Genomic DNA, 14,461 nt, shown 5'->3' with positions numbered 1-14,461 from the left:
CTCTCAGTCGTCAGGTTTCCAATCCGCCGGCGCCATCTCGAAGCTCGAAAATTCGAAGCCGGGCGAAACGGTGCAGCCGACCAGGGTGAAATCACCGAGCGATTCGGCCGATTGCCAGCAATTGGCGGGAATGATTGCCTGCGGCCGCTCGCCGGCAGGAAGGTTTGTTCCAAGCGTCAGCGTCTCGCTTGCAAACCCGTCTTGCGACCGGTGCAGCGCCAGCGGCGCACCCGCGTAATAATGCCAGACCTCGACCGCGTCATGGACGCGATGCCAGTGCGAACGCTGTCCCTTTGTCAGCAGATAATAGATCGCCGTCGAATGGCCGCGCTCTCCACCGGCCGTGTCGCGGAATGTCTGCACGTACCAGCCGCCTTCGGGATGCGGCTGCATGCCGAGCTCACGAATGATCCTCTCAGGCGACATCAGAAATTGTCCTTGCGCTTGCGGATTTCGGCGAAGACTTCCTCGTTCGTCTTGCCTTCCATGATCAGGTTGCGGCGGATGGCCGGATCGCCGGCGCGCAGGAACGGATTGGTTTCCTTTTCCAGTCCCAGCGTCGTCGGGATGGTGAATTTGCCATCGGCGCGCAAAGCCTCGATCTCCGCGGCGCGGCTCTTCAGGCGTTCGTTGCCGGGATCGACCGTCAGCGCGAAACGGGCGTTGGAGAGCGTATATTCGTGTCCGAAATAAACGGCGGTCTCATCGGGCAAGACGGCCAGCTTTTGCAGGGAGTGCCACATATCAGCGGCGGGCCGTTCGAACAGACGGCCGCAGCCGAGGGCAAACAGCGTGTCGGCGGCAAAAAGCAGCTTGTCGTCGAGGAAGTGATAGCAGATGTGGCCGGCGGTGTGACCGGGTGTCTCGATCACATTCACCGTGTGGTTGCCGAAGAGGAACCTGTCGCCATCCGCCATCGCCCGGTCGAGACCGGGAATGGCGACCGCCTCATTGATCGGACCGATAATTTCGCAGCCGAACCGCTCCTTCAGCGCCAGATTGGCGGCGACGTGATCGGTGTGGTGATGGGTGGTGAAGATATGCGTGATCTTCCAGCCGCGCCGTGTCGCCGCCTCCAGGATCGGCGCCTCCTCGGGCGCGTCGATTGCCGCTGTAAGGCCAGTCTCCGGATCGTTCACGAGAACGCCGAAATTGTCGGTGCGGCAGAGAAAAACGTCTAATTCCAAAGGTTTCATCGTTCAATAATCCTTTGTCCTGCTAGTCTCGCGGGAATGTAGAGGTTCCGGCCTTGAAGTCCAACCGCCCGCTGATAACATTTATCGCAATGCACGCCGATATCGTCGACCTACGTCAGTTCTATCATTCCGACCTCGGGCGTTTTGCCGAGCAGTCGATCGCCATGGCGCTGTCGTCGCTCTGGGTGCGCCTGCCGCAGGAGCGTCTGGTCGGCCTCGGTTATGCCGTGCCCTTCCTCGATCGGTTCCAGTCCGATACCGAGCGTACCTTTGCCTTCATGCCGGCCGGGCAGGGCGCGGTGAACTGGCCGATGGGTTCGCTATCGTCGACGACGCTGATTTTCGATGAGGAACTGCCGCTGCCGGACTCCTCGATCGACCGGGTGTTGATGGTGCATTCGCTGGAATTCGCCGAAAGCCCGCGCGAGACGCTGAAGGAACTCTGGCGGGTGCTGGCGCCGGGCGGGCGGCTTGTCATCGTCGTGCCGAACCGGCGCGGCGTCTGGGCCCGCATGGAGCATACGCCCTTCGGTTCGGGGCGGCCCTATTCGCGCGGTCAGCTGACGCATCTGTTGCGCGAGACGAATTTCACGCCGGGCGCAACGGCCGAGGCGCTGTTCTTTCCGCCCTCAAAACTCAGAACCATCCTGCGGCTCCGCCGTGCTTTCGAGCGGATCGGCAGGACGCTGTGGCCAGCTTTTTCGGGCGTCATCATCGTCGAGGCGCAGAAGCGGCTTTATCAGGGCCTGCCGGTGGCGGCACGCGCCTCTCGCCGTGTCTTCGTGCCAGTTCTCGCACCCCACGGCGTGCCGACGACGCGCAATCGGTGAGCCCGTTCCCGGCTCTCGACAAGAACCACATTCCGCTTTAATGCCACTTGGTCATTTTCCGGAAAAATCCAAGGTCGACCCATGAGCGTTGAGATCAGCAAGCCCGTTCCGCGTCCCGGTATTCTCGATATCGCATCCTATGTGCCGGGCAAGGAACATGCGTCGGGGGTTGCCCGCGTCTACAAGCTGTCCTCAAACGAAACGCCGCTCGGCGCCAGCCCGAAGGCGATCGAGGCCGTGAAAGCCGCTGCCGATAATCTCGGACGTTACCCCGACGGGCAGGCGATCGAACTGCGCGAGGCGATCGCCGCCGTGCATGGCCTGAATCCGGCAAACATCCTCTGCGGCAACGGTTCGGACGAACTGCTCGGTCTGCTCTGCCATGTCTATCTCGGCTCCGGCGACGAGGGCATCATCACCGAGCACGGTTTCCTGGTCTACAAGATCCAGATCATGGGCACGGGTGCGACACCCGTCGTCGTTCGGGAAAAGGACTATACCGTCGATGTCGACGCGATCCTTGCCGCCGTGACGGAAAGAACGAAGATCGTCTTCATCGCCAATCCCGGCAATCCGACCGGCACCTATGTTCCGGTCAGCGAAATCCGCCGCCTGCAGGCCGGCCTGCCGAAACACGTCGTCCTCGTGCTCGACGCGGCTTACGCCGAATATGTGCGCCGCAACGATTACGAAGCCGGGATCGAGGTCGTGTCTTCCAGCTCCAACGTGGTGATGACCCGCACCTTTTCGAAGGCCTACGGTCTGGCGGCGCTGCGCGTCGGCTGGATGTACGCGCCGGCCGAGATCGTCGACGCCGTGAACCGAGTCCGTGCGCCATTCAACCTGAATGCGGCGGCGATCGCTGCCGGTGCCGCGGCCGTTCGCGACCAGGCTTTCGTCCAACAGGCCGTTTCTTTCAATCAGATGTGGGTGGAAACGCTCACAGAGGCTCTGGAAGCGATCGGACTGAAAGTGACGCCGTCTGTCGCCAATTTCGTCCTCATCCATTTCCCTGACATTGACGGCAAGCGCGCCGCCGATGCCGACGAACTGCTGACGAGCCGCGGTTACATCCTGCGCGCCGTGCGCAGCTACGGTTTTTCCAATGCGCTGCGCATGAGCATCGGTCCTGAAGAGGCCAATCGCGGCGTCATTGCAGCACTCCGCGAATTCATGGGACGTCAGGCATGAGCGTGCTGTTCGACCGAATCGCGCTGATCGGCATCGGCCTGATCGGATCTTCGCTCGCCCACGACATTCGCCGGCTCGGGCTTACGAAAGAGATCGTCGTCGCCACGCGAAGCGCCGATACGCTGAAGCGTGCTGAAGAGCTTGGCCTCGGCGATCGCTATACGACCTCATCGGCAGAGGCCGTCAAGCATGCCGACCTCATCATCGTTTCAGTGCCGGTCGGCGCTTCCGAGAGCGTGGCGAAGGAAATCGCCGGCAACCTGCAGCCCGGCGCAATCGTCACCGATGTCGGCTCCACCAAGGCTTCCGTCATTGCGCAGATGCAGCCGCATATGCCTGAGAATGTCCATTTCATCCCCGGCCACCCGCTGGCCGGCACGGAAAAGTCCGGTCCCGATGCCGGCTTCCCTGGCCTCTTCGAAGGCCGCTGGTGCATCTTCACGCCGGTTGCGGACACCGACGAGACGGCGTTGAAGCGGCTGCGCGGCTTTTGGCAGGCGCTCGGTTCGAAGGTCGATGAGATGGATGCGGAACATCATGACAAGGTGCTCGCGATCGTTTCGCACCTGCCGCATATCATCGCCTACAACATTGTCGGCACTGCCGACGATCTGGAGACGGTGACTGAATCGGAAGTCATCAAATATTCGGCCTCCGGCTTTCGCGATTTCACCCGTCTCGCCGCTTCCGATCCGACCATGTGGCGCGACGTCTGCCTGCACAATCGCGATGCGATCCTTGAAATGCTGGCGCGCTTCTCGGAGGATCTCGCCTATCTGCAGCGGGCGATCCGCTGGGGCGAGGGCGACAAGATTTTCGAACTTTTCACCCGCACGCGCGCCATTCGCCGCTCGATCGTCCAGGCCGGTCAGGACGTCGACGCACCGGATTTCGGCCGCCCCCACGCGCTGGACAAGAAGTAGCCATGCGATGGTGGAGGTGGCGAGCGCTAGCCAGGCGGATATAGATTGGCTGGTGCGCGAAGATGCCAACCTTGCTCAGGCCTGGGTTTCGCGCTGCGTGGCGCTCGGCGAATATTTCGTCGCCAGGGAGGCCGGCGAGATCGTCGGCTTCCTGCGCTTTTCCCGTTTCTGGGGCCGGGTTCCCTATATGGAAATGATCCGTATCCAGCCCGCCTATCGCCGGTCGGGCGTCGGCACCGCACTTTTTGTTGCCTGGGAAGAGGCGATGCGCGGCGAAGGCGCCCGCCTGCTGATGACGTCGTGCGAATGCGACGAGAGCCGGCCGCAGGATTGGCATCACCGCAACGGATTTACCGAAACCGGCGCAATCGAGCTGCCCGGTCTGCAATCGGTGCCCGAGGTTTTCTTCATCAAGCACCTAGCCTGAGAAACACCCTGGTCAGATCGGCGGGATCCGGCCGAGCGGGATGAAGCCGCTGACGGTGGCGTTGCCGTGATCGACGACGAGATCGACCGACACCTTGTCCTTGCCGCCGGCAAGCGATTTCAAGAGCTTGGTCGCCGTGTTGACGGTCGAGGCGATGTCCGGGAAGGTCTGTTTCAGGCTGTCGCTCCAGGGTCCGAGCCGTTCGATCTCCAACTTGAATTGTCCCGAAAGGAAACCCTGTTCGTCGAACGAGAAGGGGCCGGTCAGGGTCATGACCTTGCCGTCACCGATATCGGCGACGATGCGGCGCAGCTCGCCGGCAGAACCGTTGAGGCCATTCGGATCGCTGCCGTCGATCAGGCCGGCCTTGCCGGCAACGGTCAGATCGATGCTGGCGGAGAGTTTCGGGAAGACCTGAGGCCAGTCGGTGATAACAGTATTCGCATCCTGCACGGAGATCGCACCGTCGAGATCGGCGCCGTTCTGGCGCAGATGAATTTCCGTGCGGGCGGCATCGAAGTTCACCGTCTGGCCGGTGAGGGAAGAGACCGCCGTCGCTTTCAGGCCCTCGATGACGGTCGAGCTGCGGTCGATGCCCTTCAGTCTAGTCGCCAGGCTCGACTGCAGGTTCGTCCACTGGGCCGAGATCGAAAGGCCGTTGCTGGTGCGGATCTCGGCCGGCGAATCGAGTTCCCAGACAATATGGTCGGGCGCATAGACCTGGGCGGCGGAGCGCAGGGCACCGAAGGTGGCGGAGACGCCGTTAACACTGTCGTCGACATCGACCTTGGAGCAGAACAGGCCGATGCGGAAGGGATAGCCGCGGAATTCAATGTCGGAGCATTCGCCGCTGACGCCCGCCTGGTCGCGCGGCGCGATCGCCTCCAAGACCGTGGTCTTCAGCGCCGATGCCGCATAGAACCAGCCGCCGGTATAGAGCGCGATCGCCAGAACGATGCCTCCGCCCAGCAACCAGAATTTCTTGCCGCTGGTGGATTGACCGCTGCCGGATCGGCTTGACGCTGCCATGATGTTCTCCAATGGTGAATCGCAAATGTGATTCCGGTCTGGCGTGCGATATGGACGAATTTTGGGTGTTTGGCTACGGCTCGCTGATGTGGAATCCGGGCTTCGAGTTCCTGGAGCGGGCAGAGGCCCTGGTGCATGGCTACAGGCGTTCGCTCTGTGTCCGCTCCTATGTTCACCGCGGTACACGCGACAATCCGGGCCTGGTTCTCGGTCTCGACAGGGGTGGCGCTTGCCGCGGCATGGCCTTCCGGATTTCGCCGGACAGATGGGATGAGGTGATCGATTATCTCCGCGCCCGCGAACTTGTCACCAATGTCTATCTGGAACGCCGGGTCCGGCTGCAGTTTGCCGGCGGTCGCCGGATGGAGGCGATCACCTACGTCGCCGATCGCGACCATGAGCAATATGCCGGCACGCTCGATGCGCTCGCGGCGGCACGGGTGGTGAACGAGGCCAGCGGCCAGTCCGGTCCGAACGATGCCTATGTCTTCAACACGCTCGCGCATCTGAGGCAGATGGGCATCCGCGATCATTGGCTGGAGCAGGTCGTCACCGAAGTGGCGCGGCTGCGGGCGTGCAGCAACTCAGAGTTACCGCGTGCTTTGCGCGTCTGAAAGACGCGCGGCCCTGTAATTTCAGGCCGTCGCCGCCTTCACCTTGCGCAACTCCGTCAGCCTGGCGATCGCTGTCGGCGGCAGCGGCAGATGCGGATTGCGTTCGACAGTGTCGAGCAGCAGTTCGTCGCTTGCCCGTTCGGTCACCTCAATCAGATGGGCGAAAAAGGCATCGGGGTCCATTCCAGGCATGATCGGCGGCAGGATCCGGACTTTGAAGTGGCCGGGGTAACGACGGAAGCTCCGCCGCGGCCAGAACAGGCCGGGATGCATGGCGACCGGCACCACGGGTATGGCGAGGTCGCGGTACATGCGGGCGATGCCGTATTTATAGACGGGCTCGGCGCCCGGCGGCCGGCGGGTACCCTCTGGATAGATGATAAGCTGGCGGCCGGTCGAAAGCTCTTCCCTCGTGCGTTTCAACACTTCCACCATCACTTTGCCGCGCGCGCCGCGATCGACCGGGATCATGCGCTGCTTTTTCGCATACCAGCCGAAGAGCGGAATCCACATGAGCTCGCGCTTCAGGATGTAGACAGGGTCCTTGAGTTTCGGCAGCAGCGCGTAGGTATCCCAGAAGGACTGGTGCTTCGGCGCCAGGATAAAGCTGCCATCAGGCAGGTTCTCCAGCCCCTCGATCTCAAAGGTCGTGCCGATGATCATGCGCATCAGCCAGTGGTTGGAGCGCGCCCAGTTCTTCGGGATCGCATAGGCCGTAAGCCGCGGCACCACGAAATAATAGGGAGAGAGCACGATCATCCGGATAATGAGATTAGCGTAGAAGATCGTGTTGAAGAGGACGGAACGCAGGGCGATCATGAAATTTTCCCGAGGCATGCTCACGCGACCGGCCTACACGATATTGGTCGTCATAAAAAGCGTTTGATGCCGCCCGGATGTAAAACCTAGTTTGAGGCGGACGCGCTGGCCGAGCGCAATCCGGTATGACGGCCGAAGCCGGTAATGTTGCGGGCGCCGGCCAGCAGCACCTTCGCATATTCGGCCAGCATGACGCGCATCGCGTTCGGGTCGGTGAACCAGTTGCGGGTCTTCAGATCCGAGTTGACCACCGGATAGGCGATGAAGTCGATGTCCGGGTCGACATAGGAGAGTTCGGCTAGGCTGCGCGGCATATGATAATTGTTGGTGACGACGAGCACGCTTCTGTATCCCTTGGCATGGATCCAGTTGGAGGTCTCCTCGGCATTGCCGATCGTGTCCAAGGCGTCATGCCCGATATCGACGCAGCAGGAGAAGAGATCGGCCGAGCCCTGCGTCATCTTGCGGATCTGGGCCGGCGTCGTTGTCGGGTGGACGCCGGAGATCAAGAGCCGCTTGCCGGCACCCTTCTGCAGCAGTTCCACGGCCTGGTCGATGCGCTGGTAGCCCCCTGTCAGCACGACGATCGCGTCCGCCTTCGGCTCGACCGGGGGCTTAAGCGTCGTCACCGAATCGGCAAAGCGGAGGAAGCCGCCGAACAGCAGGGCGATCGCCAGAACGCAACCAAAGCCGGCCCAGCGCAGCAGGCGCCGGATCGGCCCGCGCCGCGGCGGCAGGCCTGCCGGGCGATCAAGCTCCGGATCCCGCCGAATCGGGTTGCGTGTCGTATGGCCCATGGTCATGAATCGTGATTATACGCTGATTACGGCGTGGAACAGACGCTTTAATGACAAAACGACATGGCCACGATCAACTTGCGATGCCGTCGGTGCGCGTCGGGTCCGAGCGCAATGTATCGATTTCATAGATCGTTCGCATGACGGTCAGCCGCGCGGTGACGGTCGTCAGCAGCGCGATGACGATCATGGTCGCGAAGATGCCGGCATAACCGAGAACGCCAACGGAAAAGGTGCCGAACAGCACGGTTGCCTGATCCGTTTCCGGCGTCGCCAGCGTGCGGCTTTGCCAGAAGCCGGCGGTGGCAAAGAAAAGGGTGGCAAGCGCGCTGCCGATCGCCGAGCCTTTGAGGCTGATCTTCAGGAAATGCTTCTGGAACTCGGTGGCGACGAAGGAGCTTTCGGCGCCGACGAAATGCAGCACTTCGACGATGTGTCGATTGCCCGACAGCGCACCGCGTGTGGCGAAGACGACGGTCAGCACCATTGCCGAACACACCAGCAGCAGGACGCCGGTGCCGATCAGCACCGTCGTGTGCGCCATGGACACCAGCCGGTCGACCCAGGTGCGGTGATCGTCGAGGCTCGCCTGCGGGATGCTGTCCTTGAGGAGGCCGCGCATTGCATCGAAATCCGGCGGATTGCTCTCGTCGATGGTGATGACGACGAGCCGGGGGACGGGCAGATCCTTGAGGTCGAGGCCGGGACCGAGCCAGGGTTCGAGCAGACGGGCGGTGGCTGCCTCGTCGACGATCTGGCCGCTTTTGGTGCCGACGAATGTCAGCGCCAGGTCGCGGGCCTGAATCAGCGCCTTTTCCATGTCGAGATTGTCGTCCGGCTTGATCTGGATGGTGATCTCGCGGGAGATCTGGCTCTCCCAGCTCGCCGCCGTCGAACGCACCATGCTGACGCCGCCGAGCGTCAGGCAGGCGAGAAAGGCCATGATCGATATCACCACCATCAGGGCGTTGCCCTGAATATTGGAAGGCGGCAGGATCGGCGCGGTCGGGCGCACGCGCATTTCCGGCCGCTTCTGCTGGGCCTGGGCCGGCGCCTTCTCCCGGCTGCTGGATGGGGGCTCAGTCATAGATATCGAGATGCCCTTCCGAGAGGATCATGCGGCGGGCCTCGACCTGCTCCATCAGCGCCAGATCGTGGGTGGCGATCACGACCGCCGTGCCGAGCCGATTGAGCTCGAGGAACAGATTGAGCAGGCGCCGGGCCATCGGCGGATCGACATTGCCGGTCGGCTCGTCGGCCAGCAGCACTTCCGGCCGGTCCATCAGCGCCCGGGCGATCGCGGCGCGCTGCTTCTCGCCGCCGGAGAGCACCGGCGGCAGCACGTTGATGCGTTCGCCAAGGCCAACCCATTTCAACAGTTCCAGGACGTCGGTCTTGTAGGAGCTTTCCTCCTTGCCGCGCACCCGTAAGGGCAAAGCGACGTTCTCATAGGTGGTGAGATGATCGAGCAGACGGAAATCCTGGAAGACGATGCCGACGCGCCGGCGCAGCAGCGGCAGCTCGGGCCGGGGAATTTCGGAAATGTCGCGCCCGAACATGCGGATCAGCCCGCGCGTCGGCTGCAGCGACATGAAGAGCAGCCGCAGCAGGGATGTCTTGCCCGCGCCGGACGGACCGGTCAGGAACTGAAAGGATTTCTTCGGAATGTCGAAGGTCAGGTCCCGGAGGATTTCCGGGCCCATGCCGTAACGCAAACCGACATTCTCGAAGTGGATCAACGGGCAGCTCAGTCTGTTCTTGGTTTCGCCGCGTGACTTGTTAACCAACACCGTTAACAGCCGGTAAATTTTGCCGGAAAGACGCCCGTTTGATGGCGATCTTTGCGAAGCATTAACCATTAAAATTTACGACTGAGAAGGATTCGTTTCAATGCCAAGATTAGCACTGGCAGTGAAACCATGTGGACATCTGCGAGGCAGCGACCATGGAAGCATCCTTCTTCAGCCGCCGGACACCGGGCCAGGCCTATGATTTCCTGCCGCCCGAACCCGCTAGCCGCCCGCAACGCAATCTGCGCCCTGCCGATATCGCCGACGCCGAATTCGTCACGCTCGGCAAGGTACGGCCGCGGGAATTCGCTGCAAGGACCCCTAACGACAACCGCAGGCGCACCATCGAGGCGCACGCCGCGCGGCTGCCGCTGATGCCGCCGGCGGCCGCTTTCGTGCTGCGGGAAGCGGAAGCCTTCCTGCAGCGCGCCTCGATCCGCAGTTTCGCCATCCTGGTGCTGTCGCTCGCCGTGCTCGTCTTCGGGCTTGCGGGTGGCTTCTCCAGCCTGTCGAGCGGCCGACCTTATTCCGGAACGCCGCTGCATTTCACCCATGTGACCGCGACGCCGCGTGATGCGAACGGCATGCGGGTGCTCGTCATCAACGGCATCATCGAAAACGACAGCGGCACGACGCAGACGCTGCAGCCGATCCGCGCCGATCTCGTGACTGACGAGCGGTTGACCGCGAGCATCGTTATCAACCCACCTGTCGACGTCATCTATGGCGGCCAGAGCCGGGGCTTTTCGGCGCGTGTCCAGCATGCCGGCGGAAAATTGCCGGAGATCCGGCTTTCGTTCCTGCCTTAGACGCGCCGGATGGGGCGCGGCACACTTTTCCTGCCACAGGTCGCGCCAATCCGGTTAATTTCCTGGCTGGCGAGGCTGTTTCAAGCTCGCATATGTGCTAACGGCTTACCCTTCTTTTCAGGGAGCAAGCCTATGCCTGTCGTGCGCGGAAAAAATATCGAGCCGCTCTTCACCGCCGAACAGATCGCCGAGCGCAATCATGCGATGGCGCGGGAGATCGCCAACGGTCCGACCAAGGACCTGCTCGTCATTGCCGTGCTGAAGGGCTCCTTCATTTTCGCCGCTGACCTGATCCGCGCCCTGCATGACACCGGGCTTGCCCCCGAGGTCGAGTTCATCACGCTGTCCAGCTATGGCAGCGGTACGGTCTCGCAAGGCGTGCGCATCGTCAAGGATATCGACAGCGATGTGCATGGCCGCGACGTTCTGTTGATCGACGATATTCTCGAATCCGGCCGAACGCTGCTTTTTGCCAAGGAACTGCTGTTCGAGCGTGGCGCCCGCAACGTTACGATCGCCGTGCTGCTCGACAAGCGCGTCAAGCGCAAGGAAAAGCTGGAGGCTGATTATGTCGGATTCGAATGCCCCGACTATTTCGTCGTCGGCTACGGCATGGATGTCGCCTATGCCTTTCGTGAACTGCCCTTCGTCGGAGTGGTGACTGGCGACGCCTGAAATATCGGCAGCACCGCAGCGCCTTCGCACGTCTGGAAAAGATGCGTGGCGCTCTGCCGTCGCTCGAGACGGGTTGTTAACCATCCCGTCCATCGCTTCGCCATCTTTACCGATCGAAAAGGAAAGTCTGGTGATTTCCGTCGCGGGGGCTGAAGACGGAGCATGCACATATGGCAAGAATTCTGATTACGGAAGACGAGGACTCCCTGCGGTCTTTCGTAGCCCGGGCGCTCAGGCTCGACGGTCACGAGACTGATGAAGCGGCCGATGGCGCCGAGGGGCTGGAGAAGCTGAAGGATGGAGTCTACGACCTGCTGCTGTCCGATATCCGCATGCCTGTGATGGACGGCATCGAACTCGCCCATCAGGCAAAGGACGCCTTTCCCGGCCTGAAGATCCTGCTGATGACCGGTTATGCCGAGCAGCGCGAACGGGCCGACGACCTTGCCGAAAAGATCATCGACGTCGTCGCCAAGCCATTCGCGCTTCCCGATATCCGCAAGGCAGTTGCCCGGGCGCTCGTCGCTTAAAGCGCGGCCACTCTTCGGAATTCACGCGTAACCCCGGAAATCGATTGCGATTTTCGGGGTTACGCGCTTGAGAGCCTATTGGATATCCAGCAGCCGTTCGAGATATCGCCGTTCCATTTCCTGCGGCGGATTATTGCCGAGTTTTTCGCGGATCGCATCGAGGATTTCCCGCGCCCGCTGAACGTCGATTTCATCGGGCACCTTGACGCTGTCGTCGAAGTCCGGTCCTTGGGTCCGGCGCGGACGGCCGAGCGGGTCGCGGCCGTTCTGCTCGCCCTGGCCGACCTGTCCGTTCGGGCCTTGTCCCTGCTGGCCCTGCTGTGCCTGCATCATCTGGTTCATCATGTCACGGGCGCCCTGGCGAAGCGCTTCCAGCGCGCGGCCCTGGTTTTCGATGGCCGGCTGGCCGCGGCCCTGGCCGAGTTCGCGGCCGGCGCCTTCCATCTCGCGTTGCGCCTGGCCGAAGCCGGGGCCGGGCTTCATACCCATCTCGCCCAGCTTTTTCTGCAATTCACCCAGCTGCTTGCCGAGCCCATCCTGCTGGGCGCGCAGCTGTTTCAACGCCTCGCGCAACTGCTCGGCCGTCATCTGGTCGGAGGGCTGCTGGCCTTCCTGGCCTTGCTGGCCCTGTTGTTGCTCCTGCGGCTCGCCGTTTTCGCCGGGGGCCATGTCGTCGAGCAGCGGATCGTCTTCGCCCATATCGGGTTCGCCGCGCTGCATGCGGTCCTTGAGCTGCTGATCGAGGCGGAAGGTCTCTTCCATCAGCTTCTGCTGGTCGCGCAGGATTTGGCCGAGCTTGTCGATCTGCTTGCGGGCCTCACTATTCTCCTGGCTCTGCTGACCGCGCTGCGGCCGGCCGGCCTGCAGATTATTCATCATGCGCTGCAGTTCCGACAGCATCTGCTGGGCCGCGTCACGGTTGCCGGAGCGGGCGAGATTTTCGATCTGGTCCATCATCCGTTCCAGATCCTGCTGGCGCAGGATGTTCTGGGCGTTCTGGTTGGGCTGCATCGGCGCGTTCTGCATGCGCTGGGCGAGCTCGCTCAGATAGTCCTGCATCGCCTTGCGCAGCTCGTCCATCAGCTTCTTGATCTCCTCGTCCGGGGCGTTGCGGTTCAACGCATCGGCAAGATTCTGCTGGGCCTGGCGCAGCTTGCGCTCGGCAAGGGAAAGATCGCCGTCCTCCATGCCGAGAGCGATTTCCCAGAGATATTGGGCGGTATCCTTCAGCGCCTCCTCGCCCTTTGCGAGCTTCATTCGCGCCAAGGCGGATTCCAGGAGCAGGTAATTGGTGAGCTTGGGAATGGTCTCCTCGGGACGGATGGTCAGCGCCTCGTTCAGCGCGATCGCCTGCGGCATCTTGCGGGTGTCGAGGGCGAAAACCTGCCGTTCCTCGGCGACGGCGGCGGCAAGCGGCTCGTTGAAGGGCCGCGACGGCAGCGTCATCTCATGCGGCGGACTGCGGCCGGTCTGGCCGGCTCCGTCCTTGGCGACAAGCGTCACGCGCACGCGCTTGCCTGCGAGCGGATGTTCGGTCAGGTTCCGGCTGGTCACACCCTTGGCGTCGCGGGCGTTGCGGCGGGGGATATCCAGCCTGTACTCCGGCAATGGGTAGAGAGGCGTTGCTTGCGGATCGGTTTCGGCCGGTACGATCTCCGCATGAGCCTCTTGGACGCCGTAATCGTCCTTGACGGTGAAACCAATTTCGAGCGCGCCGTTGACGCTGGACTTCGGCAAGCCGTTAAAGGCAATTTCTGGCGCCTTGTCGGGAAGGATGTCGAAGCTCCAGCGGCGGCCGCTGACTTCGAGCGTGCCGTTCTCCTCGAGCTTCATCGCATGCGTCTGGGCGATGGCAGCCTGGCCGGCGGGGGCATCCGGCGGGTTGCCGGCCGCCGCAGCTGTCTGACGCGGGCTTGCGTCGCCCTGCACGGCGATATCCTGCGCCTGACCGTTCGCCTTGCGGAACACGACCTTTTCGGCCGTCTTTCCGCCGCTGACGCGCACGGTGAGAGAGGAAAACTGCGGAATGCCGATCGGCGCCTGTTCACTGCCATCGGCGGTCAGGTAAACCGGTGCGCGGCCGGTATAGGAGGGTGGCGTCACCCAGGCGTCGATGCGCACCGCCGGATCGATCGTCACCTGTTCGGGTGCTGCCTGCAATGCGTCACTGATCGAACCGCCATTGATCGACAGAGAATAAGCGTAGGCCGTGACCAGCAGAAGCGCCGGAATGGCGCGAAGGGCGAAACGGTCATGCCCGGCAATGTCGGGCCTCGGCATGCCCGCATCGAGCGCTGCAATCTTTTCGGCCATCCGCAGTTGGTGCTCGCGCCAAAGCGCCCGGGCGAAGGGCGCGTCGAAGGCCGGCTCATCTTCCTGGACGGTGATTGGCTGGTGAGGCAGGCCGTTGCGCTCTTCCAGCATGCGATCGGTTTCGGCGATCCTCGGCCAGCGCAGATTGCGGAAGGGAAGAAGCCCAACGAGCAAAGCGAGAGCGAAAGCAATCAGCAGAAGGATGCGCAACCAGTCCGGCACGCTGCGGAAGACACCGAACCAGGAGGCGGAGAGATAAAGGGCGGCGACCGACAGGACCCGCACCAGAGGCGGCAGCAGCTGCTCGCAAAAAAGCACGATGCGCGCCAGCAGACGTTTTGTCGTCACCAGCCGGGCAAGGGCAGGGCGGAGCGCAAATGCACCCTTCTTCTGCCTGAAGGGGCTTGTCATCGGTCCGGTCTCCGCGATCTCAAGTGGAACAGAGGGCGCTTCCGGCGATTGCGGGGCAATAGGCTCATGGTTGACAAGGATAACACTCTTTGTGGCGAAGGCGAGGG

Annotated in this window: 16 protein-coding genes; 8 read left to right on the top strand and 8 right to left on the bottom strand. The window is 62.4% G+C overall.

All coding sequences use genetic code 11. The annotated features are described in order from the left end of the window. Positions 1 to 3: 3 nt before the first annotated feature. Together J2J99_RS20210 and gloB are read right to left on the bottom strand one after the other, a co-directional pair. Positions 4 to 426 (bottom strand): cupin domain-containing protein, encoded by a 423-nt coding sequence (locus tag J2J99_RS20210; protein ID WP_168296667.1) that lies wholly within the window; start codon positions 424 to 426, stop codon positions 4 to 6. Continuing rightward, complete coding sequence (gene gloB / locus J2J99_RS20205) at positions 426 to 1,196, bottom strand: hydroxyacylglutathione hydrolase (protein ID WP_168296668.1); 771 nt, start codon at positions 1,194 to 1,196, stop codon at positions 426 to 428. Before gloB ends, J2J99_RS20210 begins: the two co-directional genes overlap by 1 nt. Positions 1,197 to 1,249: 53 nt before the next feature. Between gloB and J2J99_RS20200 the strand changes: the two genes are divergently transcribed. From J2J99_RS20200 to J2J99_RS20185, 4 genes are all read left to right on the top strand, one after another. Beyond that, positions 1,250 to 2,026, top strand: coding sequence for a class I SAM-dependent methyltransferase (locus J2J99_RS20200; RefSeq protein ID WP_168296669.1), 777 nt, complete (start codon positions 1,250 to 1,252; stop codon positions 2,024 to 2,026). Positions 2,027 to 2,107: 81 nt separating this feature from the next. Continuing rightward, on the top strand, positions 2,108 to 3,217 hold the full coding sequence (gene hisC, locus J2J99_RS20195) for a histidinol-phosphate transaminase (protein WP_168296670.1): 1,110 nt from the start codon (positions 2,108 to 2,110) through the stop codon (positions 3,215 to 3,217). Continuing rightward, the gene (locus tag J2J99_RS20190; protein WP_168296671.1) at positions 3,214 to 4,140 is read left to right on the top strand and encodes a prephenate/arogenate dehydrogenase family protein; all 927 of its coding nucleotides are present in this window, start codon (positions 3,214 to 3,216) and stop codon (positions 4,138 to 4,140) included. Before hisC ends, J2J99_RS20190 begins: the two co-directional genes overlap by 4 nt. A gap of 7 nt (positions 4,141 to 4,147) precedes the next feature. Further along, the gene (locus J2J99_RS20185) at positions 4,148 to 4,567 is read left to right on the top strand and encodes a GNAT family N-acetyltransferase (RefSeq protein WP_168296672.1); all 420 of its coding nucleotides are present in this window, start codon (positions 4,148 to 4,150) and stop codon (positions 4,565 to 4,567) included. Between the two features lie 12 nt (positions 4,568 to 4,579). On the opposite strand, the gene J2J99_RS20180 is transcribed toward J2J99_RS20185, so the two are convergent. Further along, positions 4,580 to 5,596: a DUF2125 domain-containing protein gene (locus tag J2J99_RS20180; RefSeq protein ID WP_168296673.1), complete on the bottom strand. Its 1,017-nt coding sequence runs from the start codon at positions 5,594 to 5,596 to the stop codon at positions 4,580 to 4,582. Positions 5,597 to 5,646: 50 nt separating this feature from the next. Between J2J99_RS20180 and J2J99_RS20175 the strand changes: the two genes are divergently transcribed. Next, positions 5,647 to 6,210 (top strand): gamma-glutamylcyclotransferase, encoded by a 564-nt coding sequence (locus tag J2J99_RS20175; RefSeq protein ID WP_168296674.1) that lies wholly within the window; start codon positions 5,647 to 5,649, stop codon positions 6,208 to 6,210. A 21-nt stretch (positions 6,211 to 6,231) separates the two neighbouring features. Here J2J99_RS20175 and J2J99_RS20170 read toward each other — a convergent pair whose 3' ends face one another. From J2J99_RS20170 to ftsE, 4 genes are all read right to left on the bottom strand, one after another. Then, positions 6,232 to 7,029 (bottom strand): lysophospholipid acyltransferase family protein, encoded by a 798-nt coding sequence (locus J2J99_RS20170; protein WP_168296675.1) that lies wholly within the window; start codon positions 7,027 to 7,029, stop codon positions 6,232 to 6,234. 86 nt (positions 7,030 to 7,115) lie between these two features. Beyond that, positions 7,116 to 7,832 carry a YdcF family protein gene (locus tag J2J99_RS20165; protein WP_205918807.1) on the bottom strand — a complete coding sequence of 239 codons (717 nt, stop codon included), beginning with the start codon at positions 7,830 to 7,832 and terminating at the stop codon, positions 7,116 to 7,118. A 67-nt stretch (positions 7,833 to 7,899) separates the two neighbouring features. Next, a complete protein-coding gene (locus J2J99_RS20160) occupies positions 7,900 to 8,913 on the bottom strand; it encodes a cell division protein FtsX (RefSeq protein WP_168296677.1) in 1,014 nt (337 codons plus the stop codon). Beyond that, on the bottom strand, positions 8,906 to 9,565 hold the full coding sequence (ftsE, locus tag J2J99_RS20155) for a cell division ATP-binding protein FtsE (protein ID WP_004671394.1): 660 nt from the start codon (positions 9,563 to 9,565) through the stop codon (positions 8,906 to 8,908). Before ftsE ends, J2J99_RS20160 begins: the two co-directional genes overlap by 8 nt. A gap of 206 nt (positions 9,566 to 9,771) precedes the next feature. Between ftsE and J2J99_RS20150 the strand changes: the two genes are divergently transcribed. The 3 genes from J2J99_RS20150 to J2J99_RS20140 all read left to right on the top strand — a co-directional run bounded on the left by J2J99_RS20150 (position 9,772) and on the right by J2J99_RS20140 (position 11,630). Next, positions 9,772 to 10,425, top strand: a complete 654-nt coding sequence (locus J2J99_RS20150; RefSeq protein ID WP_168296678.1) for a hypothetical protein — start codon at positions 9,772 to 9,774, stop codon at positions 10,423 to 10,425. A gap of 132 nt (positions 10,426 to 10,557) precedes the next feature. Then, entirely contained in the window at positions 10,558 to 11,100 is a 543-nt protein-coding gene (gene hpt / locus J2J99_RS20145; protein ID WP_004671390.1) for a hypoxanthine phosphoribosyltransferase, read from the top strand. Between the two features lie 170 nt (positions 11,101 to 11,270). Continuing rightward, complete coding sequence (locus J2J99_RS20140) at positions 11,271 to 11,630, top strand: response regulator (protein ID WP_003543311.1); 360 nt, start codon at positions 11,271 to 11,273, stop codon at positions 11,628 to 11,630. A gap of 75 nt (positions 11,631 to 11,705) precedes the next feature. Here the strand turns inward: J2J99_RS20140 and J2J99_RS20135 are convergent, their stop codons facing one another. Further along, a complete protein-coding gene (locus J2J99_RS20135; protein ID WP_168296679.1) occupies positions 11,706 to 14,354 on the bottom strand; it encodes a TIGR02302 family protein in 2,649 nt (882 codons plus the stop codon). Between the last annotated feature and the right edge of the window lie 107 nt (positions 14,355 to 14,461).

Origin of the sequence: Rhizobium binae (assembly GCF_017357225.1) — a bacterium.
Lineage (GTDB): Bacteria > Pseudomonadota > Alphaproteobacteria > Rhizobiales > Rhizobiaceae > Rhizobium > Rhizobium binae.
This window is presented reverse-complemented; position numbering and strand designations above follow the sequence as displayed.

Coding starts and splice junctions, on each gene's coding strand:
- J2J99_RS20210 (WP_168296667.1), bottom strand. CDS start 426: ATGTCGCCTGAGAGGATCATTCGTGAGCTCGGCATGCAGCCGCATCCC.
- gloB (WP_168296668.1), bottom strand. CDS start 1,196: ATGAAACCTTTGGAATTAGACGTTTTTCTCTGCCGCACCGACAATTTC.
- hisC (WP_168296670.1), top strand. CDS start 2,108: ATGAGCGTTGAGATCAGCAAGCCCGTTCCGCGTCCCGGTATTCTCGAT.
- J2J99_RS20190 (WP_168296671.1), top strand. CDS start 3,214: ATGAGCGTGCTGTTCGACCGAATCGCGCTGATCGGCATCGGCCTGATC.
- J2J99_RS20185 (WP_168296672.1), top strand. CDS start 4,148: ATGGTGGAGGTGGCGAGCGCTAGCCAGGCGGATATAGATTGGCTGGTG.
- J2J99_RS20180 (WP_168296673.1), bottom strand. CDS start 5,596: ATGGCAGCGTCAAGCCGATCCGGCAGCGGTCAATCCACCAGCGGCAAG.
- J2J99_RS20175 (WP_168296674.1), top strand. CDS start 5,647: ATGGACGAATTTTGGGTGTTTGGCTACGGCTCGCTGATGTGGAATCCG.
- J2J99_RS20170 (WP_168296675.1), bottom strand. CDS start 7,029: ATGATCGCCCTGCGTTCCGTCCTCTTCAACACGATCTTCTACGCTAAT.
- J2J99_RS20165 (WP_205918807.1), bottom strand. CDS start 7,832: ATGACCATGGGCCATACGACACGCAACCCGATTCGGCGGGATCCGGAG.
- J2J99_RS20160 (WP_168296677.1), bottom strand. CDS start 8,913: ATGACTGAGCCCCCATCCAGCAGCCGGGAGAAGGCGCCGGCCCAGGCC.
- J2J99_RS20150 (WP_168296678.1), top strand. CDS start 9,772: ATGGAAGCATCCTTCTTCAGCCGCCGGACACCGGGCCAGGCCTATGAT.
- hpt (WP_004671390.1), top strand. CDS start 10,558: ATGCCTGTCGTGCGCGGAAAAAATATCGAGCCGCTCTTCACCGCCGAA.
- J2J99_RS20140 (WP_003543311.1), top strand. CDS start 11,271: ATGGCAAGAATTCTGATTACGGAAGACGAGGACTCCCTGCGGTCTTTC.
- J2J99_RS20135 (WP_168296679.1), bottom strand. CDS start 14,354: ATGACAAGCCCCTTCAGGCAGAAGAAGGGTGCATTTGCGCTCCGCCCT.